This is a genomic window from Desulfomicrobium norvegicum (assembly GCF_900114595.1).
GTDB classification, from domain to species: Bacteria; Desulfobacterota; Desulfovibrionia; order Desulfovibrionales; family Desulfomicrobiaceae; genus Desulfomicrobium; species Desulfomicrobium macestii.
On sequence record NZ_FOTO01000010.1, the window covers coordinates 1 to 23,233 of the forward strand.

A 23,233-nucleotide genomic window follows, 5' to 3' on the forward strand; every position below is an offset into this window, starting at 1 on the left:
GTCGGCCAGCGGGGCGCCATCGAGGCCACGGGCGATCTGTCCATGCAGGCCGGGCGGGATATCGGGATCATCGGGAGCGACGTGAAGGCCGGGGGCGATGCGACGTTTTCCGCCGGTCGCGACGTGATTATCGCGGCCCAGGAGCTGGAGTCGCACAACTTTGGCAAGACCGGGAAATCCAAAAGCACCTTCAATACGCAGACCAGCAAGGCGGCCACCGTCGAAGCTGGCGGTTCGGTAAGCATCAGCGCGGGCCAGGATGTGGCAGTTCACGGCAGCAGCGTGTCGGCCGGAGCGGACGTGAACATCGAAGCGGGCCGCGACGTCTCCATTACCTCCGCCACCGACGGCTACGACTATCACTTCAAACAGAAAAGCAAGGGCGGATTCTTCGGCGGCTCAAGCTCCGAGATGCACACGGGCAAAGTCACGACCAACGTGGCTTCCGCCATCACGGCGGGTGGTGATGTGCATGTGGCGGCGGGTCAGGGTGGTGCCGGAGATCTGGCGGTCGTGGGCAGTAAGGTGCGCTCGGGCGGGGATATGAGCCTCAAGGCCGAGGATGGCATCCTCGTCTCTTCGGCTCAAGAGAGCGAATCCATGATCTCCGCTTCGAGCAGATCAACGCTGTTCAGCGGAAAATCAAAAGCCTCTGGAGATGCTCACGTAACCCAGGTGGGCAGCGAGATCGTCGCAGGCAACGATCTTAAAGCGGAAGCCAAGAATGTCGCCGTATCCGCAAGTCAAATCCATGCGGGTCACGATGTCGACATTAAAAGCGCTGAAAGTGATCTTATCGTCTCCGGTGCCCAGAATACAGTATCGGGGTACCGCTATGAAAAGAAGAGTGGTTGGAACCTGTCTGCGCCGCTGGAGATTCCACTGGCCATATTGGTTGGTGGCGGAGTGGAGTTTTACAGTTCGAAGATGAAAGAGGGGAAAAATACCGCATCATCCAACTTCGGTTCTCTCATAACCGCAGGAAACAATATAGATCTGGAATCGGCGCGTGATGCGGTCATGATCGGTTCCAGCGTTGCAGCAGGCAATGATGTCAATATCAGCGCCGTCAGGGACAGCAACATCATTCCCGGTCTGACTGCCCAGATCAGCGAGCGCAGAATCAAAGAGAAGAGCATTGGCTTCTCGTCCCTTTCCATTTCTGAAAACGAAATCAAAGGGTTTGCAGGCGTTACCAAGACAGAAAGCGGCAGCAAATTTACCGGTGATTACAATGCCGGTTCCGTTGTCAGCGCAGGCAATGATGTCAGCATCGAGGCCGGAAATAACGTCAATCAGTTTTCATCGGGCATTGAAGCTGGCCGTGACGTGAAGCTCAAATCCGGCAACGATGTCAATATCGATGCCGATCAGGACGTCGAGCACATGGAGAATTATGCTCGGGAGATCCAGATCGGCGTGACCGCATCGGCCAGGCAGAGCGTCACCACGGCGGCTCGCACTCTGGCGGACACTCCCGGGAACATGGCGGCCGGCGAAGGCAGCGACGCGGCCAAAGGCATAACGGCCGCCAGCGCCATCCTGCGCGGCGTGTCGGCCGCGCAGCAGTTGACCAATGTCGGCGCTTCTGCCTCCATCACCGCTGGTGCGTCCGTTTCCCAGAGCAGATCCTTCATGGATGCGGCTGACGCGGTTGCCTCTTCCATTCGGGCAGGCCGTGATGCGGAGCTTGATGCGGACCGTGACGTCAGGGTCTCGGGGGCAATGGTGCTGGCGGAAGAAGATATCGCCATCCAGGCGGGGCGTGATGTCGAGATCAAGTCCGCCACCAACACCTACAGCGTCGGCGCGGATTCCTTCTTCGCTTCGGCCGGCGTCGGCGTCGGGGCCAGCTACAGCGCACGGGGTGGGGCCGCCGCAGGCATACGGGTGCAGGCCGAGGCCGCAGGCTCCGAGAATACGTCCCGGGCTCAGACGCATGCGAATTCCGTAGTTGCGGCCGGTGAGACGCTTTCGGTGAAGTCCGGTGCGGATACGACGCTTGCCGGGGCCAATCTGGAAGGCAGAAAGGTCGCCATGGATGTAGGTGGGGATCTGCTTGTGAAAAGCGAGCAAGACAAACGTGCCGCCGCTGGGTCCAACTGGAACGCTGGCGGTTCTGTCACCTTTGGCTACGGGTTTTCTGCAGATGCTCATCTTGGCATGGGCAAGAGTTCGGCTGATTCCGCCTGGGTGAACAGGCAGACCTCGGTCATCGGCCAGGAAGAGGTCGATATCCGCACCGAGAAGAACACGCATGTCGAGGGCGCGGTCATCGCCGCCAAGAACGGGAACCTCAAGCTGGATACGGGCACCCTGACTTATGGGGATATCAAGGACAAGGACACGTCCAAGGGCTTTCAGGCCAACCTGTCCGGCTCCTACTCCTCCGGCGGGGACAACACGGGTCCCACTTTCGACGGCAGTTATGGCTCCTCGGATCGCCGCCAAGTCAATCGCGCCACCATCGGCGAGGGCGAGATCATCATCCGCTCCGACCCCGCCACCGGGCTGGAGGGGTTGAATCGGAACTTGAGGAGAGCCCAGGAAATCACCAGGGACGAACAGACCTCGGTTGTCGTGTATTTCGACAGTGCGGCGATCCAGGAAATCGCGAGCGGTTTTGCGGGAATCCGGGGCAATCTGGAGACGCTGGGCGAACTGGTGAAACAGGCGCTACCTGACGATCAACGTCTCCAGGACAGTGTGGATAACCAGCTGTCCATCCGGGGTAAGCTCATTGAAAAGGGAATGACCGATGAGCAGGCAGATGCGATGCTTCAGAAGTATGCCCTGTACGCCGACTTGATGGGTGAGATCGGTAAGTTAGTCGATGCGAAGGGTGGTTGGAGCAATCTGACAGAAACCGAGGCGCAGGCTTTCGTTGATTCGCTCCAGAGAGATTCGCGCTTCGTTACGTTGTTGGCATCCTCCGATAATATTGTTTCTGATTCGCAAGCAATCACTATAAATAGTGGAAAATACCTAGTCGGTACTGTCACTGGCGGCCTTCAGACTGCAGGTTCCGACACGAAGTCAGTTTTGCTCTTTCTCAACGACATGTCAGGTTACATGTTATACAGTGCGAGCGGCGGACTTTTGTTTCAAGAGAATGCCATCAATTTCACAAATACCGTGCATGATTTCACAGATGCAGTTGTATACTTGTCGCAACACATCGATGAGGTTGGCCCAGCCGTAGTTGAAGGGCTAGAAAAAAAGTGGAATGATTACTTGCTGGCTGTCGGGGATGGGGACTATTATCGCGCAGGCAACCTGTATGGAGAATTCTATTACGAAGTAGGCACGGTTCTCGTCACGGCCATAGGAACTGCGAAAAGTTTGATGAGCGGGCTGAAATCCGCAGCCCCGAAGTTCGCTGCGACGGTGGAGGCTGCGGAGGCGGCGAGGGTTGCGAAGGTTGGGGATAAAGTTTTTGGAGTAGCGGTAAAGAGTGTACTGGAGGAAGCGAATTATGCTCAGAAAACTATCGGTAATATGTTTAGCAAGGCTGGTAAATTTGCTGGCCAAAGTGTGGATGATGTTGCTGCTGCCCTCCGCGCTGGTAAACTGAATCCTTCCGAAGTGCCTATCGACTATATAGTCCGTGATGGTAACGCCTTAATTTTAAACACTCGTTCAGCTCAAGCCCTCACTAATGCAGGAATCCCTCGATCTCAATGGAATGCAATTAATAGGACAGGGCAAGCGGCATATGAAGCCAGGTTAACGGGACAATTAACTCGAAACAATCTGACTTCCAAAGGGATTTCAACGGTCAGGCAAACAGGGGGAAGATAATGAAGTACAATATCAAAAAGCATTTTGCACTTGCTGCTCCGTCCACTTCTACCATCTCAGGAGTTAAGCTGACATTTCCTGGAGACATTTTAAAACTCCAATTTGACTATGATAAAGACGGAATAATCTACAAAAGCACTATTCAATTCGATAAGGTTCGGGCGCACCGTCATGAAGCTGAAATTTATTGTCCAGCATGGAAGATTGAATCCAGCTATGATACATTAGTCGAAATTCTAAATTCTACTTGGGCTAGTGATCTGAAAAGCAATGCTCCAGATGATCTGAAGAATTCGTGGAAACTAAATCATTATATGATATATTTTGAAAGCGATGGTTGTTTTGAGGTCATTTCTGATTCATGGAGCATTGCTCCAGAAATGGAAGGATGCTTAGAATGAATTTTACACAGCTAAGAAAGGATGTATTTCATGCCATCAGAAACGATAATTTGATTTATAATCTGGAACTTTATGATTAATGATGTATCGTTACTGAAGACATGTTATAAATATTCAATTGTAATCGACCTGAAAATACATAGGGTTAGACCTTCTTTTGACGATGCTTTCCTGGGGTTACAGATTCTTCATTCGTCACTGCTAGTAAGTGTTGTCTTCAAAGCACTTCTTTCATGGATTCGGCCGATGTCGTTCCTCTTCCATCTGCGCCGGGCGTGAACTCCGTCCGGCCTCCGATGTAGGCATTGCCGGCTAGGAGGTACTGGCATCGGAGAGCTCTTCCGGCCGGCCGGGATGTGGCCATCACATCGGCCACCAACACCTACAGCGCCGGCGCGGATTCCTTTTCCGCCTCGGCCAGCGTCGGAGTCGGGGCCAGCTACAGCGCACAGGGTGGGGCCGCCGCAGGCATACGGGTGCAGGCCGAGGCCGCAGGCTCCGAGAATACGTCCCGGGCTCAGACGCATGCGAATTCCGTAGTTGCGGCCGGTGAGACGCTTTCGGTGAAGTCCGGTGCGGATACGACGCTTGCCGGGGCCAATCTGGAAGGCAGAAAGGTCGCCATGGATGTAGGTGGGGATCTGCTTGTGAAAAGCGAGCAAGACAAACGTGCCGCCGCTGGGTCCAACTGGAACGCTGGCGGTTCTGTCACCTTTGGCTACGGGTTTTCTGCAGATGCTCATCTTGGCATGGGCAAGAGTTCGGCTGATTCCGCCTGGGTGAACAGGCAGACCTCGGTCATCGGCCAGGAAGAGGTCGATATCCGCACCGAGAAGAACACGCATGTCGAGGGCGCGGTCATCGCCGCCAAGAACGGGAACCTCAAGCTGGATACGGGCACCCTGACCTACGGGGATATCAAGGATCACGACAAATCCAAGAACTTCCAGGTCAGCCTGTCAGGTTCTTACTCCTCCGGCGGGGACAACACGGGTCCCACTTTCGACGGCAGTTATGGCTCCTCGGATCGCCGCCAAGTCAATCGCGCCACCATCGGCGAGGGCGAGATCACCATCCGCTCCGACCCCGCCACTGGGCTGGAGGGGTTGAATCGGAACTTGAGGAGAGCCCAGGAAATCACCAGGGACGAACAGACTTCGGTTGTCGTGTATGTCGACAGTTCGGCGATCCGGGAAATCGCGAGCGGTTTTGAGGGAATCCGGGGCAATCTGGAGACGCTGGGCGAACTGGTGAAAAAGGTCTTTCCCGATAACGCCCGCCTCAGGGATAGCGTGGCCAATCAGTTGTCCCTCAAGGAAAAGCTCATCGAGTCCGGGAAGTCGGCCGAAGAAGCTGAGGCTTTGGTCCAGAAGTATGCCTTGTATGCGGACTTGCTTGGGGAGATCGGCAAGCTGGTCGATGCGAAAGGCGGTTGGGACAACCTGACGGACGTCGAGGCGCAGGAGTTCCTAGATTCGTTGATGAGGGATTCGCGCTTTGTGACGCTGGTGGCGTCTTCGGATGACAGCCTCTCTGATTCGATGGGGATTGTGATAGGCAGCGGCAAGTTTGTACTCGGAGCGGTCATGGGTGGCCTTGAGGCCGCAGGTTCCGACGCGAAGTCGGCGCTTTTCTTTCTCAACGACATGTCCGGCTACATGCTGAACAAAGTAAGCGGGGGCTACCTGTATCAACAGGAGGCCCGTAATTACACCAATACTGTAAATGACTTCGTCAATGGTATTGGATATCTGGTTCAGCACGCAGATGAGGTTGGCCCGGCCATTGTCGCCGGATTGGAGAAGAAGTGGAATGACTATCTGACAGCCTTCGAAGCGGATGATTATTACGAAGCCGGCAGGCTGTACGGAGAGTTCTACTACCAGATAAGCATGCTGTTCATCGCGGGCCAAGGGGTTGCGAAGAGCATCATGAGCGGGCTGAAATCCGCAGCCCCGAAGTTCGCTGCGACAGTGGAGGCTGCGGAGGCGGCGAGGGTTGCGAAGGCTGGGGATGGGGTTGTTGAGATTGCTTCAAAGAGCGTAACCAATGTCACAGACGATTTTTTTGCTAACACGAAATTTACAAACAAAGTTCTTAATCAGATGGAGCAAGGTGACTTTCATTCTTTTCCAAAAAGCGTGGAGGGATTCCAAAGTTCCGGAAAAGTAACTAAAATTATCGGAGATGATGGTGAAATACGGGAAATACTCAAAATACAAGGTACCTACAAGGGTAAAGAAGGAGTTTTTGAATTTATAAAGGAGGCGGATGGTACGATTAATCACCGTTTCTTCCGTCCAAATCTGGGGCAATAAGTATGGACACGATTTGGTCAAAAGAATCCGATGCTATTTTAAAAGTTGGTCGTTCCCTTAAAGATGTTGGTGTTTGCAACTGGGCATTGACCAAGGAAGAGACCTTAATGGCTTTGGATCAATTAGAAACTGAAGGAATCGCCATCTTGGGTGGTGATGTGTACGAGATGCAAAGAGAAAACCTGCAATCAAACTATGATAATTGGTATTGTGACCGAGGGGAGAATGAATCCAAGTCGGCCTTCGTATCTCGAAGTATTGCAAAAGCACGAGAATACGTTTCCAACTACAAGTTGAATCGAGATGCAGAATATTATTTCGCAATCGTTCCCAAGTCTTAGTTTAAGTTCGTGTGGGGATTTCAGACTGCATGTTCTGACGCGAAGTCCGTTTTTTTAACGATATGTCTGGTTACATACTCTACTGTGCGATCTGCGGGCTTTTGTTACAGGGAATGGTCAGAAATTTTACCTAGAAAAGAATAGGAAGGGGGTGCATAGGGGTCTTCCGAGTTCCAATTTATAGCTAAGTATCGCCCTCGAGGTAGACCCTCTTCGTTGGTTCCAATCCGATCACTCCATTTCATCCAACAGCCGAAGATTACGATCCCATTCAGGGAGCATGTAGCGCTTGGGCTATCCCATTTGGACATCTGAACTTGCTTCGATCATCTTTCCTTTGCCGCCGCAGTGTTTTGTGGCGTCGCCAATGCGTGTCGCCGGGATGCCGTTCACAAAAACCGAGGCGCTGCCTTCGGAGGCGGTCCATGTGTTGGGGCCGCAGCATTTGCGGTGCCTTCCTGGGTCGCCAATGCGAAGCACCGGGCGTCCGTTGATCAAGACGTCAGGAGAGCCGCTCACGGCTGGTCCGCTGACGCGGTGGGAGCAGCAGGCGCTGCCGTGGGAATCACTCGGGCAGTGTGCCTTGTCTCCGACTCTGCAAATTGGGGGCATGAGATCTCCATGAATGATATTTAATGGCTTGTTATTATTGAGATACGTCTGTCTGTTAGCGGCCCGCGAAATCGGTGCGTTGAGGTCGGCGGGAACAGCCTTGTCGATCAAGCACGCTGCCGCTTGTTTCTTTCCAGATGAATGGCGCCATTTTCAAAAAGTTAATTCGACACAATGTGTAAACGGGGGCCCGCAGAGTTTTTGCAGGCCCCCGTTTGCTTAGGCGGATGCGGACATGGTCCTCCAGTCGTCGCTTTCAGACGTGCTGGCGATTTCGTGCGTTTTGATGATTTTGCGGTAGGTCATGTAGACGTCTTCAAGATGGGTGAAATGCGCTTGTCCAGGGTCTTGGCAGTTGGGCATGTAGGCTTGGATGTCCACGATGATGGCGTCTTCGAGTTGGATGGTGAAGTAGTGTTCCATGGTTCCCGATGCCGAGGTGCGGTAGAACTTCATCGCGACCTTGGGAAGGCGCTCGCCACTGACCAGTGACCGGAAAAGCAGGGGTGATGCCTTGTCCATGACTTTGGTGATCTTGAGGGGCTTGTGCACGCGCTGGCCAGTGGGCTGGCCGGATTGAGGGTCGCGGGGGAGGATGATCTGGTGTTCGAAGGCTTCCACCAGACTTTCGTCCTCGTGACCTTCCTGAAAGATGTTGCCGACAGATGCCTCGGTGAAGTTTCCGGCGGTAATGAGGCCCTGACGCTCTCCGGTGATGCTGATGTAGGCGGGTACTGGCATGATATTCTCCACGTTAAAGGTTGATAATGCCAGCATGTAAGGCAACATCCGTGCCCTCTAAATAATACATTAAATATCAAGTGGTTGCTTGTTTTTTGTCGAGCTGAATTTGGCAAGGTCTTGCTTGTACTTCATCGCAGATGCAGTTTTTTTGGGAAAATCTTAAATTTCGGTGGCTTGTATTGGCAAGGTGTTGCCTGGTTTCTTGGATGTTTCTTTTTGATTTAGTCGCAACAATATAAAATATTGGAGTAAAATATGAGTAATAATTTGCCGGAGGGGGTCCAGTAGGTCGTGTTTTTCTGAAAATTTGAGTGAGCAAATCTCTAAACGCATATTAAGATTATTCTAAATGCAATGGAGTATTTGAAGCATGTTTTGACTAAATTTTATTGTTTATAATTATTCAAAAAATGATCATATCGAAAAATTATTTTTTTAATATGTAAAAAAATATAGATTTTGTTTATGAAATATAATTTTCATAAATATAAGTGTGAATATTAAAATAGTTCGATTTTGTATTTAATAAAAATAAATATTATTAATATCTGTTTAGTCGAGAATTTTCTCTTTTTTTCTTATATGTGTATAAAATATGTATCGATACTACGTGTCAATATTTAAAATATGAGAGCTTTAGTCAGCGAAAAAACTTAATTTTTATTTAAATTATAATTTGTTTCCCGAATTGATTGAAATCTATGTGTCTCATTAAGAGAACGCATGGAAAATTCAGGAATTATTTCAGCAAAGCAAGATTTGCTTCCTTCGCTTCCCGACCCAATATTTCAAACATGGCTCGCCCCTGTTAGCGAAGAATTTCCGTGCGGCGAGGATATTAGTTTTTCCGATGGGTTCGAATCTCTCAAGGAAGAAGTGGAGAAAGAAGTCTCTCTGCACGGAGGACAGAGCACTGACTGGGCTTTTGTCCTGCGCATGGCGACTCAGATTCTCGGAAAGAAAAGTAAAGATTTGTGGGTATTGTGTTATGGAGTGGTGGCGGCGCACGAAACGCAGGGGTTTGTGTGTTGTGCGGCAGCGCTTTCGGCGCTTTCGGCGCTTCTTGATTCCTGTTGGGATGAACTGCATCCCAAGCCTGTGCGCATTCAGAGGAGAATTGCTCCGCTAAGGTGGCTCGCATCACGTTTTGAGGCAAAGATTTCGGCCGTGGTGCATGAAAATGAAAAGGCTGCCATTATTGCACTTAAAAAGGAACTGATCGGACTCCAGACAATTCTTGACTCAAAGATAGGTGACAAAGCCCCTGCCTTTGCCAACCTCTTGCAACTGCCTGCCGAAGAGATCAGAGACAAAGCACCTCTTGGCTCCTCGCAGTGCTCTCCTTCCGGAAATATTCCCCAGACATCTTGCCCTTCCGCTTTTCCTCATTCATGCGCCGACGATCTCCTCGCGGCCATCGATGGTGACGGGCGGGTTTCAGCCGCAGTGCTGCCTCGTCTACTGCGAAGCACTCAAGACCAGTGCCGACAGTTGGCAACGCATTTCGCTTCCTGCGACCCCTTGGATTGGCGAGTGATACTTCTTCATCGTGCGGCGTTGTGGTGCACTGTCACCCAGCTTCCCCAAGCGGACGCGGCCGGCGTGACAATGTTGCGTTCAATCCCTTCCGACAGAGCGCAATTGTACTCGGTGGCGGTTGAAAACAAGCGCTACATGGAGGTTCTTCCGCAGCTGGAACGTTCCGTCGCTCAAGCACCATTCTGGTTCGATGGGCATCACCTGGTTGCCCGCTGCCTTGAAGGGCTGGGCGTAGTTTCTTCTCTGGTAGTCCTGCGCGCCATTATCGCCCAATTTCTGCAAAGTTTTCCTGAATTGCTCCGTTACAAATTTCAGGACGGCACTCCTTTCGCCTCCCCGCGAACATCTCAGTGGCTTGAGTCACTTGAATCCCCGCTATCCGCCCACGCCGCGCCCCGCAACTCATCAAGCGGTGCGGGTGCCGTGCGTGAGCAGGAGCTTTTGGACGAAAGTCTGGCCATTTGGGCGGAGAGAGGCTTTCAGGCTGGCCTGTCACATCTGGAACGGATTCCAGCGGGACGCAGTCGCGCCTCCGTGCGGCAAGGGGTGCTGCTTGCTCGGTATTGCATTGCTGCCAGGAATAAAAAGGCGGGTGTTCGCTTATTGCAAGCACTCTATGCGCAGTTGGAAAAATGGGAGTTGTTGGACTGGGAGCCTGAACTCAGTGCCGACATAATTTCGCTTTTGATCTCTTCGCAGCCCAAGGAGAGAGGTCCTGGGGCGGAGATCATGCTGAGCCGATTGCATTGGCTACATCTCGGAGCGGCAGTGGGCAGTTTCAAAGAATCGTAAATTCAATCTGAACGGAGACTAAAATGGCCAAAGATTCGTCAATTGCACCAAAAGAGCGCATCAACGTCACTTTCAAACCCGCAACAGGCGGGGCCTTGGAAGAAATTGAGCTGCCAATGAAGGTCATGGTCGTGGGTGATTTCATGCAAAGGCATGATCCTCGAAACCTCTGTGACCGCAATCCCGTATCCATCAACAAGCAGAATTTTGAGGAGGTGCTCGCAAAGCAGGAATTATCATTGCAGATATCTGTGCCAAACAGGTTGCTCGACAACGCAGCGGATACGGACATTCCTGTTAGTCTTGAATTTAAGGCAATGAAAGATTTTGAACCAGCTGGAATAGCGGAGCAAATCCCTGAAATGCGCAAGCTTTTGCAGTTGCGTGACGCTCTGGTTTCCCTGAAGGGCCCGATGGGCAACATCCCGGCATTTCGAAAGGCCATTGAGGAGGTGCTAGCTGATGACCGCCAGCGCGAGATGATCATGAAAGAGCTGGGAATGAATGATGCCGAGGTGCGCAACCTGTTGAAAAAGGATGTTCCTGGAGGCGAAACGACCGAGTCCAAAGACACGCCCCGTGCCCCGCAGAAGAAGAATTGAAATTCAGCCACAAAGGAGATCTGCCAATGAACCAAAAGCAAGATGTCGTGCTGGAATCACAGCGCACAGGCTCACTTCTTGAACAAATCATACAGGAAACGAATCTTGATCCGCAGGACGAAGGTTACGAGGCCGCAAGACTTGGCATCAGCGCATTTATCGAAGAGATGCTCAAGCCGTCCTATGCGGGGGAGCAGGTCAAAAAAATCACTGTCGATCGCATGATCGCGGAGCTGGACCGTCGCCTTAGCGCTCAGACCGACGAGATTCTGCATCACAGGCAGTTTCAGGAACTGGAGTCCGCCTGGCGTGGCATCAAGTTGTTTGTGGACCGAACCGATTTTCGGGAGAATATCAGTATTGAGATGCTGCATGCCAGCAAGGACGAATTACTGGATGACTTTCTCGATGCGTCGGAGATTTCCCAATCCAGTCTCTACAAGCTTGTCTACACCGCTGAGTATGGGCAGTTCGGGGGTAAGCCCCTGGGGGCCATCATAGGCAACTACTATCTTGAACCCACGGCTATGGACATGCGTCTGGTGCAGAGTCTGGCCAGCGTTTCGGCCATGGCACACGCGCCCTTCATTGCTTCCGCAGGGCCTTCCTTTTTCGGCTTGAACAGTTTTGAGCGTTTGCCTGCTTTGAAGGATCTGCAGGATATCTTCAGCAGTACCCGCTATGCAAAATGGCAAGCCTTCCGCGACTCGGAAGACTCCCGATACGTTGGTTTAGCCGTGCCGCGCTTCCTCCTCCGTCAGCCCTACGACCCCGAAGAGAATCCCGTCAGGGCTTTCGTTTACAAGGAAAGTGTCGACGACAATCACGAGAATTTCTTGTGGGGCAACGCCGCTTTTGCCTTCGCTTCCCGCATCACGGACAGTTTTTCCAAGTATCGATGGGCCGCGAACATCATCGGTCCCCGTTCTGGCGGTGCGGTGGAAGATTTGCCCGTGCATCATTACGAAAGCCTCGGCGATATCGAGATGAAGATTCCCACCGAGATTCTCATCTCCGACCGCCGCGAATATGAACTGGCCGAGCAGGGGTTCATCGCCCTGACCATGCGCAAGGGCTCGGACAACGCGGCGTTCTTTTCAGCCAATTCCTGTCAGAAGCCCAAGTTTTTTGGCACTTCCGCCGAGGGGCGCGCGGCCGAGCTGAACTACCGCCTTGGAGCCCAGTTACCATACCTGTTCATAGTGAGCAGGTTGGCGCATTACATAAAGGTGCTGCAACGCGAACACATCGGCTCCTGGAAGGAGCGTACGGACCTTGAGCGGGAATTGAACACCTGGATTCGTCAGTATGTTGCCGATCAGGAAAACCCCAGTTCCGACACCAGGAGCCGTCGGCCGTTGCGGGACGCTCGTATCATTGTGGAAGACATCGAAGGCGATCCGGGCTGGTACAGGGTTTCTTTGAGCGTGCGTCCACATTTCAAGTACATGGGTGCGTATTTCACCCTGTCTCTGGTCGGCAAATTGGACAAGGAGTAGCGTCATGGCGGGGAGTCTGTTCGACCGATTGACGCGTGGCGAAGCGGGCCTGCGGATGGATGAGGACGAGTCCATCCGCAGGCATCTTCTGCGCATGCTGACGACGCGTCAGGGCGCGGTGCAGGCGCTGCCGGACTACGGGCTCCCCGACCTCAACGATCTGCGCCTCTCCAGGGCCGAGGTGATCAGGCGGTGTTGCTTGGCCATCGAAAAATGCATCGCCGGATACGAACCGAGGCTTCATGGCGCGAAGGTCGGATATGTGCATCTTGAGGAAGATCAGTTCGTCATGGCCTTTCGCATCGAGGCCATGCGGGTGGACTGCGAAGGCAGGCAGATACCGTGGCGCTGGTCCGTGGTCATGGATGGCGACCAGGTGAAGGAGACGGCGTGAGCTCGTTCAACCGGTACTATCTGGACGAACTCGTTTCGTTGCGAGAACTTGGGCGCGAATATTCCAGGAACAACCCGTCCCTGGCACCTTTTTTCGATACCCCTCATCGTGATCCGGACGTGGAGCGCATCCTGGAGGGCGTGGCCTTTCTGTGCGGGCGCCTGCGGCAGAAGCTGGACGATGAGTTGCCAGAAATCACTCACGCCCTGTTCAGTCTGCTCTGGCCCAACTATCTGCGCACCATCCCGTCCTGTAGCATCGTGCGTTATGAGCCGGCGGCCAATCTGACCTGGGCCGTGACGATTCCGCGCGGGACCATGGTTGAGTCGGCGGAAGTGGAGGGCACCAAATGCCTCTTCCGCACGGTTTACGAAAACCAGGTGTTACCCGTTCGGCTTAATGAGCAGACCGTTTTCGAGCACGACGGGCAGATCATTCTGGCTCTTCGTTTCGGGATCATCGGCTCTAGCCTTGAGAACATTCCGCTTTCCAGGTTGCGCCTGTTTTTCACTGGCGAGCCGGCGATCGCTCATTCCCTGTACTTCACCCTGACGCGTAGCGTTCGCGAGATACGTTTTCTGTTGCGGGGGGAGCAGGGGGCATACAAACCGGTCCATGCTCTTTCGCCGGAAATGATCCGCCCTGTCGGTTTCCGGGAGGACGAGGGCCTGTATCCCTACCCGGCCAACACGTTTCCCGGATATCGCATCATCCAGGAATATTTCTGCTTCAGCGAGAAATTTCTGTTCGCGGAAATTTCAGGTCTCGATACCTGCGTCGCGGCCGGAAAAGATGCTGTGGAGGGGGCCGATGAATTCGTACTGCATTTTGTGCTGTCGGAATTCCCCGAGCAGTACGAATCCTGGCGGCGGGACAACATCCAGCTGTTCTGCACTCCCGTGGTCAACCTCTTCCCCATGGATGCCACTCCCCTGACCGTGGACCACCGTCAGTCCGAATACCGCATCGTGCCCGATCCGAGGCTTCCGGACCACTATGCCGTGTACAGCGTGGAACGGGTGCGCAGATGGGGGAGCAACGGCAAGTTCCGGCGCGAGTACAGAGCCTTCGAGTCCTTTGAACACGGGAGTTCCCCGGATACCGACGCGGCCTACTACCGTCTTCGACTGAGGCCCGCTCTCAACGACGATAGCACGGAAACCTATATTTCCATCGTGCACTCCCAGGCTTCGCCTGCGGCTCAGGACGAGGAGATCATTTCCCTGGAACTGACGTGCACCAACCGCCTCCTGCCGTCCCGATTGATCGTCGGGGACATCAACACCCATGCCGATGACACGCCGGACACCGTGACTCTGGGCAACATCACTCCGGTCACCCCACCCTACACGCCCCCCCTGGAGGGCGACCTGCTCTGGCGGCTCATTTCCAACATGTCCCTCAACTACCTGCCCTTAAGCAACGTGCATGCCATGCGGGCCCTCATCGCAAGCTATGACTTTCGGGCACTGCATGACCGCAACAGGGCGCGGATTCTGAACAAGATGCTGGGGGGCATGACGGGCATCGAATCGAAGGAGACGGATCGGATCTATCAGGGTCTGCCGGTGCGCGGCGCGGTGACGCGGCTGACCCTGGACCGCGGGGGGTTCAGCTGCGAGGGCGACATGTACCTCTTTGCATCGGTCATTAATGAGTTTCTGGCGCTGTATGCCACGGTCAACAGTTTTCATCAGCTCGTGGTCGTCGATGCGAGGCGGGGAGAGGAATACCAATGGCCGGCAAGGCTCGGGAGGAAACTGATCCCGTGAAAGATCCCAAGAAGTCCGTAGCTCTCTCAATGACGGAGGCTGCGGCCCGCATCTCCGGGAACTACGCCTTTTCCAGGGCGGTTGAACTCCTGCTGCGCGTAGGCGACGACAAGCATCCTCCGGAAGATTGGCTGCGGTTCAAGGTCAACCCGAACCTGTCCTTTCCGCCCAGCGACATCCACGGCGCGACGCGCAGTGATGATGACGGCAAAGACGGGCGCGTCTGGTTCGTGCTCAACCTGATGGGATTGCACGGGGCGGCTTCGCCGCTTCCCGCCTATTTCACCGAGCATGTCGCGCAGCACCAGGACGAGCCGGATGCGTTGCGCGATTTTTTCGACGTGATCAACCATCACCTCATCTCGCTCTTCTACGGAATCTGGAACAAATACCGCTATTATCTCCAGTTTCGCGACAACGGGACAGACATCAACTCAAGGCATTTTTTCAGTTTCATCGGCCTTGGGCACAAGGAATTGCAGGGCAGCAGCAGCCTTCGACGCGAACGGCTTCTTTCGTACATGGGCCTCATCGCATTCAGCGGAGAGGCCGCCGGTTCACTGGAGAGTATTCTGCGTCATTACTTCGGGCACCCCCTTGTGCACATCATCCCCTGCATTCGCCGCCTGGTGCCTATCCCTGCGGACCAGCAATGTTCCCTGGGACTGGCCAACTGCAGATTGTCCGTGGATTTTCTGCTGGGCAGCAAGGTGCTCGACCAGACCGGCAAATTCCGCGTGCTTTTCGACAACCTTTCCTGGAAACGATTCACGGACTTTCTGCCCGGGGGGAGCCTCTTTTCGGAACTGCAGACCCTGGTGCGGTTCGTGCTCCGTTCGCGGCTTGGCTTTGACGTGGAGCTCAGGCTTCGTCCTTCGGAGATTCCCGAATTCATCATCGGCCAGGCCAGCCCTTGCCGTCTTGGCTGGACAACCTGGGCGGGAGTCGGGGGTGATGGGGTTATCGTGCTTGAAACAGACAGCAGGTATGTGGACTAACTTATGATCTCAATGAATCTTTCTTCTCTTGTCGGTGCCCTTGACGAAGCATGTCGCGAGGCTCTTGAGGAGGCGGCCGGTGCCTGCGTGAGCCGGGGCGGCTTCGAGATAGGTATCGACGATTACATGGAAAAACTGCTCGCAACGCAGGAGATGACGGACATCTTCACGCAGTTCGACCGCAGCCTCGACACCATGCGCGGACTGCTCGCCCGGACCGTGCGACGGGAGGCTTTCACGTCACGGCCGGTCTTTTCGCCGCTTCTCATCGGGTTCCTGCAGGAGGCTTATCTGCTGGCGAGTCTCGAACTGCGTCGGGACAAGGTCGGGGTCGGCGAACTGGTCCTGGCCCTTCTGCTCAACCCTGCGCGCTATGGGGCCATGCCCTTCTATCAGGAACTCGGGCAGATCCCCGGCGACGCCCTGCGCCGCCTGTTGGACGGGTTGCGGGAAGGGCGGAGCGGACCTGCCGGCAGCCGGGAGACAAGCGGAGGCGGAGGATTCCTGGAAAAGTACGCCACGGATTTCACCGCCGACGCCAGGGCGGGGCGCACGGACCCGGTTTTTGCCAGAGGGCCCGAAATACGCATGATGATCGACATCCTGACGCGGCGCCGCAAGAACAACCCCATTCTGGTGGGCGATCCGGGCGTGGGCAAGACCGCCGTGGTGGAAGGTCTGGCTCTGCGTGTCGTCGAAGGGCAGGTGCCCGATGCCCTGGCCGGAGTGCGCATCGTCGGACTGGACATGGGGCGTTTGCAGGCGGGAGCCAGCGTGAAGGGGGAGTTTGAAAAGCGGCTCAAGGGCGTCATTGACGAGGTCAAGGCCGCGCCCGTTCCGACCATTCTCTTCATCGACGAGGCGCATACCCTGGTGGGGGCCGGTAATGCCCCGGGGGCGGGCGACGGGGCGAATCTGCTCAAGCCCGCCCTGGCTCGGGGCGAGATGCGAACCATCGCGGCCACAACCTGGAGCGAGTACAAGAAATATTTCGAGAAGGACGCGGCCCTGGCCCGCCGTTTCCAGCTGGTCAAGCTGGATGAGCCGTCCGTGGAGGAAACGGTGACCATCCTGCGCGGCATCGTCCCCCATTACGAGAAGACCCACAATGTCTATATCCGCGACGACGCGATTCTGTGCACGGCGGAACTCTCATGCCGCTATCTGAGCGGCCGCCGTTTGCCCGACAAGGCCATCGACGTCCTGGACACGGCCTGCGCCAGGGTGCGGGTGAGTCTTGGCGCCAAGCCGCCAGCCCTTGAGGCTCTGGAAGAGGAGTTGGCCTCGGTCCGCAGGGAACTCGACGCACTGGAGCGTGACTGCGTGACCTGCGGTCTTAAAACCGCCGATCTGCCTGACGGAGACAGACACGCGGGCCTGCGCGGGCGGGTCGACCAGCTTGTCCGGGACATGGAGGTCCTTGCCGAGCGCTGGACCAGGGAACGAGGCCTCGTCGAGTCCCTCCTCAGGCAGCGCAATCAGCCCGGGGGGCAGGATTGCAGGAGCATGGGGGAGGATACAAGAGGTCTGGTGGACGAATTGCGTATTGAACAAGCCGGCCGACCCCTCGTGTTCCATGAAGTCACTCCGCCCCTGGTGCGCGGCATTGTCTCCGAATGGACGGGAATTCCCGTGTCGAAACTCGGTGGCGACGGAGCCGGAGTGATCGAGCGGCTGGGAGAGGATTTGCGCCGACGGGTCCGCGGCCAGGATTTCGCTCTGCAGACCATCGAGCGGACAGTCCTGGCCGCCCAGGTCGGACTCAACAGCCCGACCAGGCCCACGGGCATATTTTTGCTGGTGGGACCCTCTGGTGTCGGCAAGACCGAAACGGCTCTGGCCGTGGCCGACGCGCTGTTCGGGGGCTCCCATATGCTGGTCTGCATCAACATGTCTGAATTCCAGGAGAAGCATACGGTCTCGCGTCTCATCGGATCGCCTCCGGGTTACGTGGGTTTTGGCGAGGGCGGGCGCCTGACCGAGGCCGTACGGAGGCAGCCCTACTGCGCCGTGCTCTTCGATGAAGTGGAGAAGGCGCACCCCGAGGTGCTGAATCTCTTCTACCAGATCTTCGACAAGGGTATGCTTGCAGATGGCGAAGGGCGAGAGGTGGATTTTCGCAACTGCGTCATCTTCATGACCTCGAATATCGGCGGCGACATTGTTTCGGCCCTTTGCGAAGAGGATGAAACCCCCGATCCGGAAGCGCTCAAGGAAGCCCTGCGTCCGGCTCTGCTTCGGCATTTTCAGCCGGCGCTGCTCGGTCGCATGACTGTCGTGCCCTACACCACCATTGGGGGCGAAACCTTAAGAGAGCTCGTCGAGATGAAGCTGGCCAAGGTCAAGTCGCGCCTGGCCGGGAGGCATCGGATCAACCTGCGCTGGGAAGAGGAGGTGGCAGCCTCCATCATGGCCAGCTGCACGGCGGTGGAGACCGGGGCGCGCAATATCGACCACATCATCGGAACATCGTTGTTGCCCGGCATCGCCACCACGCTTCTCGGAGCTCTTAGCGAAAACGGGAATCCCTGCGGCGAGTTGCGCATGGGGCTGAACAGAACGGACGGCTCGTTCACATTCGAACTGGGGGGGCGGTCGTGACGGATGTTCTGGCCCTGAAGGAGTGGGGCGAACGTCTGCGTGGCTGCTCCAGGCCCGATGAGGTGGCTCGCTGTCTGGCTAGCGCCGTGGCCTCCCTGATCGAAACAAGGGCTTGTGCGGTCGGCGTCTTTCTTTTCGATCAGGGCAGACAGTCCCTGCTGCTGGCGGGCCGCCATCCCTGCGATGCGGCAGTCTTCAGCGAGTTGTCCGCCATTCCTGCGTGGGAACTGGACGACCCCCTGGCCTTCAGCGTGCACTGCGGCAAGGCCTGTCGGGTTGAATCGGAATTGTACGCGGGGCTTCCCCCGTCCCTTGAACAGCTCTGCGCCGACATCGAAGGGCACATCCGATGCGCGGTGGTGGAACCCCTGACGGCGCCGGGGAATGTTGTCCTTGGCGGAGTCGTCATGGCCTTCCGGAGCAGGCCGGATATCCTGGCCGACCATGTGCGGATCGTGCTCGATTACGCCGCTGCCGTATTGGATGTGGTCATGCTCAAGGGGCGGCATCATTCCATCGTGAACGGTTTGAGCGAAGACTGCGTCCGACTTGAACGCGAAGCCCAGGAGGCCCGTCTGCGGCCAGAGAAGAGCATTCTCGGGCAGAGCGAATCCATGGAGGAGATCCGGTCGATGGTCGTGAACATTTCGGCCAGCGACGTGCCGGTTCTCATTACCGGCGAAACGGGTACGGGCAAGGAGGTTGTGGCTACGGCAATCCACAATGCAAGCAGTCGTCGCCAGGGTCCCTTCGTGCAGATCAACTGCGCGGCCTTGCCATCCAATCTCCTGGAGAGCGAGCTGTTCGGGCACCGCAAGGGCGCTTTCAGCGGAGCGGAGGCCGATCATGCGGGTCTGTTGCGTAGCGCCACCGGAGGGACGGTCCTGCTGGACGAGATTGGGGACATGCCGGTCAATGTCCAGTCCAAGCTGCTCCGGGTGCTGCAGGAGCACACCGTGCGCCCCGTGGGGGACGTTCGTTCGCACGCCGTGAACATCCGTGTCTTGGCGGCTACCAACCGGGATATGGAAGAGGCCGTGGAGCAAGGCGTCTTTCGTCGCGATCTTTTTCACAGGTTGGCCCTGTTTCATCTGAAGCTTCCGCCGCTGCGCGAGCGTTTGGGGGATCTGCCAATTCTTGCCCGGCATTGTCTGGCGCAGCTTTCGGTTCGATATCAGCGGCCTGGCTTGAGCATAGCGCCCGAAGCCTGGGCAGCACTGCGATCATTGCCTTATCGCGGAAACGTTCGAGAATTTTTTTCCAAGCTGGAACGGGCGGTGATCATGATGCATAAGGACGCGACCGTTATCTCCGCAGAAGGTATTATTGGTGAATATTCTACCTGTAAGTACGGAAGAATGAAGCTGCATGAACTTGTCAATACGTATGAATCGTCCGTTATCCTCGAATTCATGAAGTTTTATGAAAACAGAAAGAAGGATGTGTCGCAGTCTCTTGGGATACCGATTCGTACACTTAATCACAAGCTTCGGCGTATTGTTGATCGCAGCTATTCATAACGTGTATTCAGTGCAATATGTTTCTCTGGAGTAGCCGTGGAATTGATGTTTGAAATCATAAGCCGACAAAAATTTTCGGCAAATTTTCCTACCACTCACGTTTTCAGTGAGGCGGGCGGATTTATTGGGCGCTCAGACGAGTGTGAATGGATACTTCCCGACAGAGGAAGGCGCATCTCTCGAAAACACGCAATAATCAGTTGCGATGGGCATGCGTTCTATATCGAGGACGTCAGTCGCAACGGAATTTTTACGCAACCGGGCACGATGCCGCTGGAAAGGGGCGCGCAGCACAAGATCGAGCATGGGAACAGCTACACTATAGGCGTCTATTCCTTCCAGGCTCGCCTGCTCCATCGCCCAGACGCGTATATCGAGCCGCGAGCGGGCGGGAATTTTCTGCTCCCGGCCGACAACATGCTGTCCTCCGATCCCCTGGTTGCCTTGGAGCAGCAGGAGAATTTCGAGGTCAAGCGGCGTCTGGGTTACTATGACGACCTGCTCGGTGAAGCCATGCAGACACAGGGGGACTCTCCCGCTGATCACAACAGCGTGGCCACGGACAGTCTGTGCCATGTCGACATGATTCCCGAATCCGAGGTTATTGAACTGCCAGAAGATTGGGACGATGACACTGACAGCGCCTTGTCGGCGGTCGCTCCGGCAGCGTCACCCGCCGTTCCCGCAGCGCCACCTGCCGTCGAGCATGGTCCTCCCACGCAGGATCGCGCTCCAGTACCGGAAACCGATGTTTTTTTCAGGATGCTCGGTTTTTCCCAAATCCCCGATTCGCCGCAGGAACGGGCACGCATGCTCGGTCAGGCGGCTGAAATCATACTCGCGGCGGTGGACGGACTACATCACTGTTTGCGAAATCAGGCCGAATGCAAGGCCGATCTGCGCCTTCCCGTGACCACGATGCGGCTGTCCGACAACAACCCTCTCAACTTCACTCCCACTTCCAAGGTCGCCCTGGAGCATCTGCTTGGCCCCACGCGGGAGGGCATGCTTCCGGCAGGAAAGGCCATGCTCTCCGGCTTCAACGCGTTGCACGGGCATCACCTGGGACTCGTGGCGGGAGCCCGGGCATCCATCCGGGCCGTCCTCGAAAAAATATCCCCCAAGTCCGTGGAGGCGCGTCTGGAATACAATGGCCCTGTTTATTTTTGGCAAAAGGCCAGACTTTGGCATTTGTTTCAGAAAATGCATCAGGCGCTTCTGGATGATCATGAGGGCTTTGCCGCTCTATTTTTGCATGATTTTGCCCGCGCTTACGACATGCAGGTGAGGACGCTCAACCCGTTGACGGAGCGCTCTGCTTTCAAAGGAGATTCATGATGCGTTACGCCCTTGTTTTATTCATGCTGTCGGTGCTTGGTTTTCTCGGAGGATGTGCCAAACCCCGGATCGACCTTGCCGTGGCCAGCCAGATCAACTCCAATCCCGACCATACGGGGCGGCCATCTCCGGTCATCGTCAAGGTTTACGAGCTGCGATCCGATCTGGCGTTCAGCCAATCGGATTTCCGTCCTCTCTTCGAGACCCCGGTCCAGGTCCTCGGGGCCGATCTTCTCGCGGCGGACGAACTGGTGCTCGTTCCGGGAGAGGTCCGGCGAATTACTTACGAGCCTGTTGAGGGGACACGATTTCTGGGATTGCTGGCCGGGTTTCGTCAGGTGGAGCGGGCCAAATGGAAGGTCGTCTCCCCCGTCGATTTCGAAGAGGTGAACACCGTTGGAATAGAAATCCGTGACGCAACGCTGATACTCATCCCCGGCGAAGAGGTTGCTGATTGGGATCCCTTGCAGGCGGTGTACAAGTTCCACAATCCCACAGGGGAGAACGCTGCTGCCATGGATGAAGGCGTATCGGCGGAACCGTCTGCCTCCGATGCCGGTGAATCTTCCGCTGGACGTGGGCGTGACGGGTCCGCTCTGGGCGACAGATAACGGCCGGGGGGACTTTATGCTTTCCGAGAAAATATTTTGGTTCGAGGGCATGGCCGTGGCTCCGCAGCATTTTCAGCAGCAAGACCGGTATGTAAATTCCCAGATTCGAATGCGGATCCTTGCGCATGTTCACCATGGTTGGGGATTCATGGATTTTTCCATCGACGAGCAATATCTGGCTCTTGGCAAAGTGGTGTTGAACAGGGCCAAGGGATTCTTGCCCGACGGCACGGTGTTCGATGTGGGGCAGGGGCAAGAGGCCTTGGCCCTGGACATCCCGTCGGGCATCACCAATCGGCGCGTAGTGTTGGCCCTGCCGTTGGCGGCGGAGGGAACTTCAGAGGTTCGCCAAGAGGGGACCCAGGGCATCTCGACTCCGTATGTGGCCCATCGGGTTTCCATCAGAGACAGTGTCGCGGGCAGCCACAAGGAGATGGAGATCGCCTGCTGCCGATTGGATCTGAGGCTCATGCTCGAAGAGGATACAGAGGTTAAGGGATATATCAGCATGCCTGTCCTGCAGATCCTGGAGTGCAAGCCGGATAGGACTGTCCTGCTCGACAAGGATTTCATGCCGACCTTTCTGCATCTTGCGGCCTCTCCGCTTTTGTCCGGATACCTGCGGGAAATAGTCGGCCTGCTTTCACATCGGGGCGATCAGCTGGCCTTGCGGGTGAGCAGCGCAGGACAGACGGGCACGGCCGAAGCCGCCGATTTCTGGCTTCTTCAGTGCATCAACCGTGTGGAACCCGTGTTTCGGCATTTGGGACAGACTCCGGGGCTGCACCCGGAGGAGTTTTATGTGCGGCTGCTCGGTCTCGTTGGTGAATTGTCCTCCTTTGCGGAATCCCGGAAGAGGCCTGGGGAATTGATGCCGTATGATCACAGCGCCCAGGACGCGGTTTTTTCCAACTTGATGAGTCATGCCCGGCAAGCCTTGAGCATGGTGCTGGAGCAGCATGCCGTGGAGTTGCCCTTGCAGGAGCGCAAGTATGGCATCCTCGTATCGCCGATCCACGATCGCAACCTGCTCAGCACCGCGACTTTCGTTCTGGCCGTGCGCGCGGACATGGATTCCGAAACCATCCGGGCCACGATGCCAAGGCAACTCAAGATCAGTTCCGTGGAACGAATTCGCGACATGGTTCGGCTGCAGTTGCCCGGGATCAAGGTTCGGGTCCTGCCCGTTGCGCCGCGTCAAATACCCTTTCATGCCGGCAAGACATACTTCAAGCTGGAGATAACCTCTGAAGAACTGGCGCAGCTTGAACTTTCCGGTGGCTTCGCACTGCACGTTTCCGGAACATTTCCAGGCATTCATCTGCAATTCTGGGCCATCAAGGAGTAGGC

The 23,233-nt window shown here is 55.7% G+C and carries 17 protein-coding genes; 15 read left to right on the forward strand and 2 right to left on the reverse strand.

Going from position 1 to position 23,233, the window contains the following annotated elements:
• Nucleotides 1-18 precede the first annotated feature (18 nt).
• From BMZ24_RS13590 to imm40, 4 genes are all read left to right on the forward strand, one after another.
• Nucleotides 19-3,801, forward strand: a complete 3,783-nt coding sequence (locus BMZ24_RS13590; RefSeq protein ID WP_279625545.1) for a hemagglutinin repeat-containing protein — start codon at nt 19-21, stop codon at nt 3,799-3,801.
• Complete coding sequence (locus BMZ24_RS13595) at nt 3,801-4,202, forward strand: hypothetical protein (protein WP_092193158.1); 402 nt, start codon at nt 3,801-3,803, stop codon at nt 4,200-4,202. Before BMZ24_RS13590 ends, BMZ24_RS13595 begins: the two co-directional genes overlap by 1 nt.
• Nucleotides 4,203-4,507: 305 nt before the next feature.
• Nucleotides 4,508-6,520 carry a hemagglutinin repeat-containing protein gene (locus tag BMZ24_RS13600; RefSeq protein ID WP_092193160.1) on the forward strand — a complete coding sequence of 671 codons (2,013 nt, stop codon included), beginning with the start codon at nt 4,508-4,510 and terminating at the stop codon, nt 6,518-6,520.
• Nucleotides 6,521-6,522: 2 nt separating this feature from the next.
• Nucleotides 6,523-6,861 (forward strand): Imm40 family immunity protein, encoded by a 339-nt coding sequence (gene imm40 / locus BMZ24_RS13605; RefSeq protein ID WP_092193162.1) that lies wholly within the window; start codon nt 6,523-6,525, stop codon nt 6,859-6,861.
• Between the two features lie 294 nt (nt 6,862-7,155).
• Here the strand turns inward: imm40 and BMZ24_RS13610 are convergent, their stop codons facing one another.
• Together BMZ24_RS13610 and BMZ24_RS13615 are read right to left on the reverse strand one after the other, a co-directional pair.
• Complete coding sequence (locus tag BMZ24_RS13610) at nt 7,156-7,473, reverse strand: PAAR domain-containing protein (protein ID WP_092193165.1); 318 nt, start codon at nt 7,471-7,473, stop codon at nt 7,156-7,158.
• A 219-nt stretch (nt 7,474-7,692) separates the two neighbouring features.
• Nucleotides 7,693-8,214 carry an Hcp family type VI secretion system effector gene (locus BMZ24_RS13615; RefSeq protein WP_092193167.1) on the reverse strand — a complete coding sequence of 174 codons (522 nt, stop codon included), beginning with the start codon at nt 8,212-8,214 and terminating at the stop codon, nt 7,693-7,695.
• 726 nt (nt 8,215-8,940) lie between these two features.
• Between BMZ24_RS13615 and tssA the strand changes: the two genes are divergently transcribed.
• From tssA to tssK, 11 genes are read left to right on the forward strand one after another with little or no spacing between them, the layout of a single operon-like run.
• A complete protein-coding gene (gene tssA / locus BMZ24_RS13620) occupies nt 8,941-10,548 on the forward strand; it encodes a type VI secretion system protein TssA (protein ID WP_092193169.1) in 1,608 nt (535 codons plus the stop codon).
• A gap of 23 nt (nt 10,549-10,571) precedes the next feature.
• On the forward strand, nt 10,572-11,150 hold the full coding sequence (gene tssB, locus BMZ24_RS13625; RefSeq protein WP_092193171.1) for a type VI secretion system contractile sheath small subunit: 579 nt from the start codon (nt 10,572-10,574) through the stop codon (nt 11,148-11,150).
• A 26-nt stretch (nt 11,151-11,176) separates the two neighbouring features.
• On the forward strand, nt 11,177-12,649 hold the full coding sequence (gene tssC, locus BMZ24_RS13630; RefSeq protein ID WP_092193173.1) for a type VI secretion system contractile sheath large subunit: 1,473 nt from the start codon (nt 11,177-11,179) through the stop codon (nt 12,647-12,649).
• A gap of 4 nt (nt 12,650-12,653) precedes the next feature.
• The gene (gene tssE / locus BMZ24_RS13635) at nt 12,654-13,043 is read left to right on the forward strand and encodes a type VI secretion system baseplate subunit TssE (RefSeq protein ID WP_092193175.1); all 390 of its coding nucleotides are present in this window, start codon (nt 12,654-12,656) and stop codon (nt 13,041-13,043) included.
• Nucleotides 13,040-14,815, forward strand: coding sequence for a type VI secretion system baseplate subunit TssF (tssF, locus tag BMZ24_RS13640; protein WP_092193177.1), 1,776 nt, complete (start codon nt 13,040-13,042; stop codon nt 14,813-14,815). The genes tssE and tssF overlap by 4 nt, the downstream gene beginning before the upstream one ends.
• Nucleotides 14,812-15,813: a type VI secretion system baseplate subunit TssG gene (gene tssG, locus BMZ24_RS13645; protein WP_244150367.1), complete on the forward strand. Its 1,002-nt coding sequence runs from the start codon at nt 14,812-14,814 to the stop codon at nt 15,811-15,813. Before tssF ends, tssG begins: the two co-directional genes overlap by 4 nt.
• Nucleotides 15,814-15,825: 12 nt before the next feature.
• Complete coding sequence (gene tssH / locus BMZ24_RS13650; RefSeq protein ID WP_244150368.1) at nt 15,826-18,414, forward strand: type VI secretion system ATPase TssH; 2,589 nt, start codon at nt 15,826-15,828, stop codon at nt 18,412-18,414.
• The gene (locus BMZ24_RS13655; RefSeq protein WP_092193181.1) at nt 18,411-19,934 is read left to right on the forward strand and encodes a sigma-54 interaction domain-containing protein; all 1,524 of its coding nucleotides are present in this window, start codon (nt 18,411-18,413) and stop codon (nt 19,932-19,934) included. The genes tssH and BMZ24_RS13655 overlap by 4 nt, the downstream gene beginning before the upstream one ends.
• Nucleotides 19,935-19,979: 45 nt before the next feature.
• Nucleotides 19,980-21,272 (forward strand): type VI secretion system-associated FHA domain protein TagH, encoded by a 1,293-nt coding sequence (gene tagH / locus BMZ24_RS13660; protein ID WP_244150373.1) that lies wholly within the window; start codon nt 19,980-19,982, stop codon nt 21,270-21,272.
• A complete protein-coding gene (gene tssJ, locus BMZ24_RS13665; RefSeq protein WP_092193185.1) occupies nt 21,269-21,883 on the forward strand; it encodes a type VI secretion system lipoprotein TssJ in 615 nt (204 codons plus the stop codon). Before tagH ends, tssJ begins: the two co-directional genes overlap by 4 nt.
• 16 nt (nt 21,884-21,899) lie before the next feature.
• Nucleotides 21,900-23,231 carry a type VI secretion system baseplate subunit TssK gene (tssK, locus tag BMZ24_RS13670; protein WP_092193187.1) on the forward strand — a complete coding sequence of 444 codons (1,332 nt, stop codon included), beginning with the start codon at nt 21,900-21,902 and terminating at the stop codon, nt 23,229-23,231.
• Nucleotides 23,232-23,233 lie beyond the last annotated feature (2 nt).

Coding starts and splice junctions, on each gene's coding strand:
- tssE (WP_092193175.1), top strand. CDS start 12,654: ATGGCGGGGAGTCTGTTCGACCGATTGACGCGTGGCGAAGCGGGCCTG.
- BMZ24_RS13615 (WP_092193167.1), bottom strand. CDS start 8,214: ATGCCAGTACCCGCCTACATCAGCATCACCGGAGAGCGTCAGGGCCTC.
- tssJ (WP_092193185.1), top strand. CDS start 21,269: ATGATGCGTTACGCCCTTGTTTTATTCATGCTGTCGGTGCTTGGTTTT.
- BMZ24_RS13610 (WP_092193165.1), bottom strand. CDS start 7,473: ATGCCCCCAATTTGCAGAGTCGGAGACAAGGCACACTGCCCGAGTGAT.
- tssH (WP_244150368.1), top strand. CDS start 15,826: ATGAATCTTTCTTCTCTTGTCGGTGCCCTTGACGAAGCATGTCGCGAG.
- tssA (WP_092193169.1), top strand. CDS start 8,941: ATGGAAAATTCAGGAATTATTTCAGCAAAGCAAGATTTGCTTCCTTCG.
- BMZ24_RS13595 (WP_092193158.1), top strand. CDS start 3,801: ATGAAGTACAATATCAAAAAGCATTTTGCACTTGCTGCTCCGTCCACT.
- tssC (WP_092193173.1), top strand. CDS start 11,177: ATGAACCAAAAGCAAGATGTCGTGCTGGAATCACAGCGCACAGGCTCA.
- tagH (WP_244150373.1), top strand. CDS start 19,980: ATGTTTGAAATCATAAGCCGACAAAAATTTTCGGCAAATTTTCCTACC.
- tssB (WP_092193171.1), top strand. CDS start 10,572: ATGGCCAAAGATTCGTCAATTGCACCAAAAGAGCGCATCAACGTCACT.
- imm40 (WP_092193162.1), top strand. CDS start 6,523: ATGGACACGATTTGGTCAAAAGAATCCGATGCTATTTTAAAAGTTGGT.
- tssK (WP_092193187.1), top strand. CDS start 21,900: ATGCTTTCCGAGAAAATATTTTGGTTCGAGGGCATGGCCGTGGCTCCG.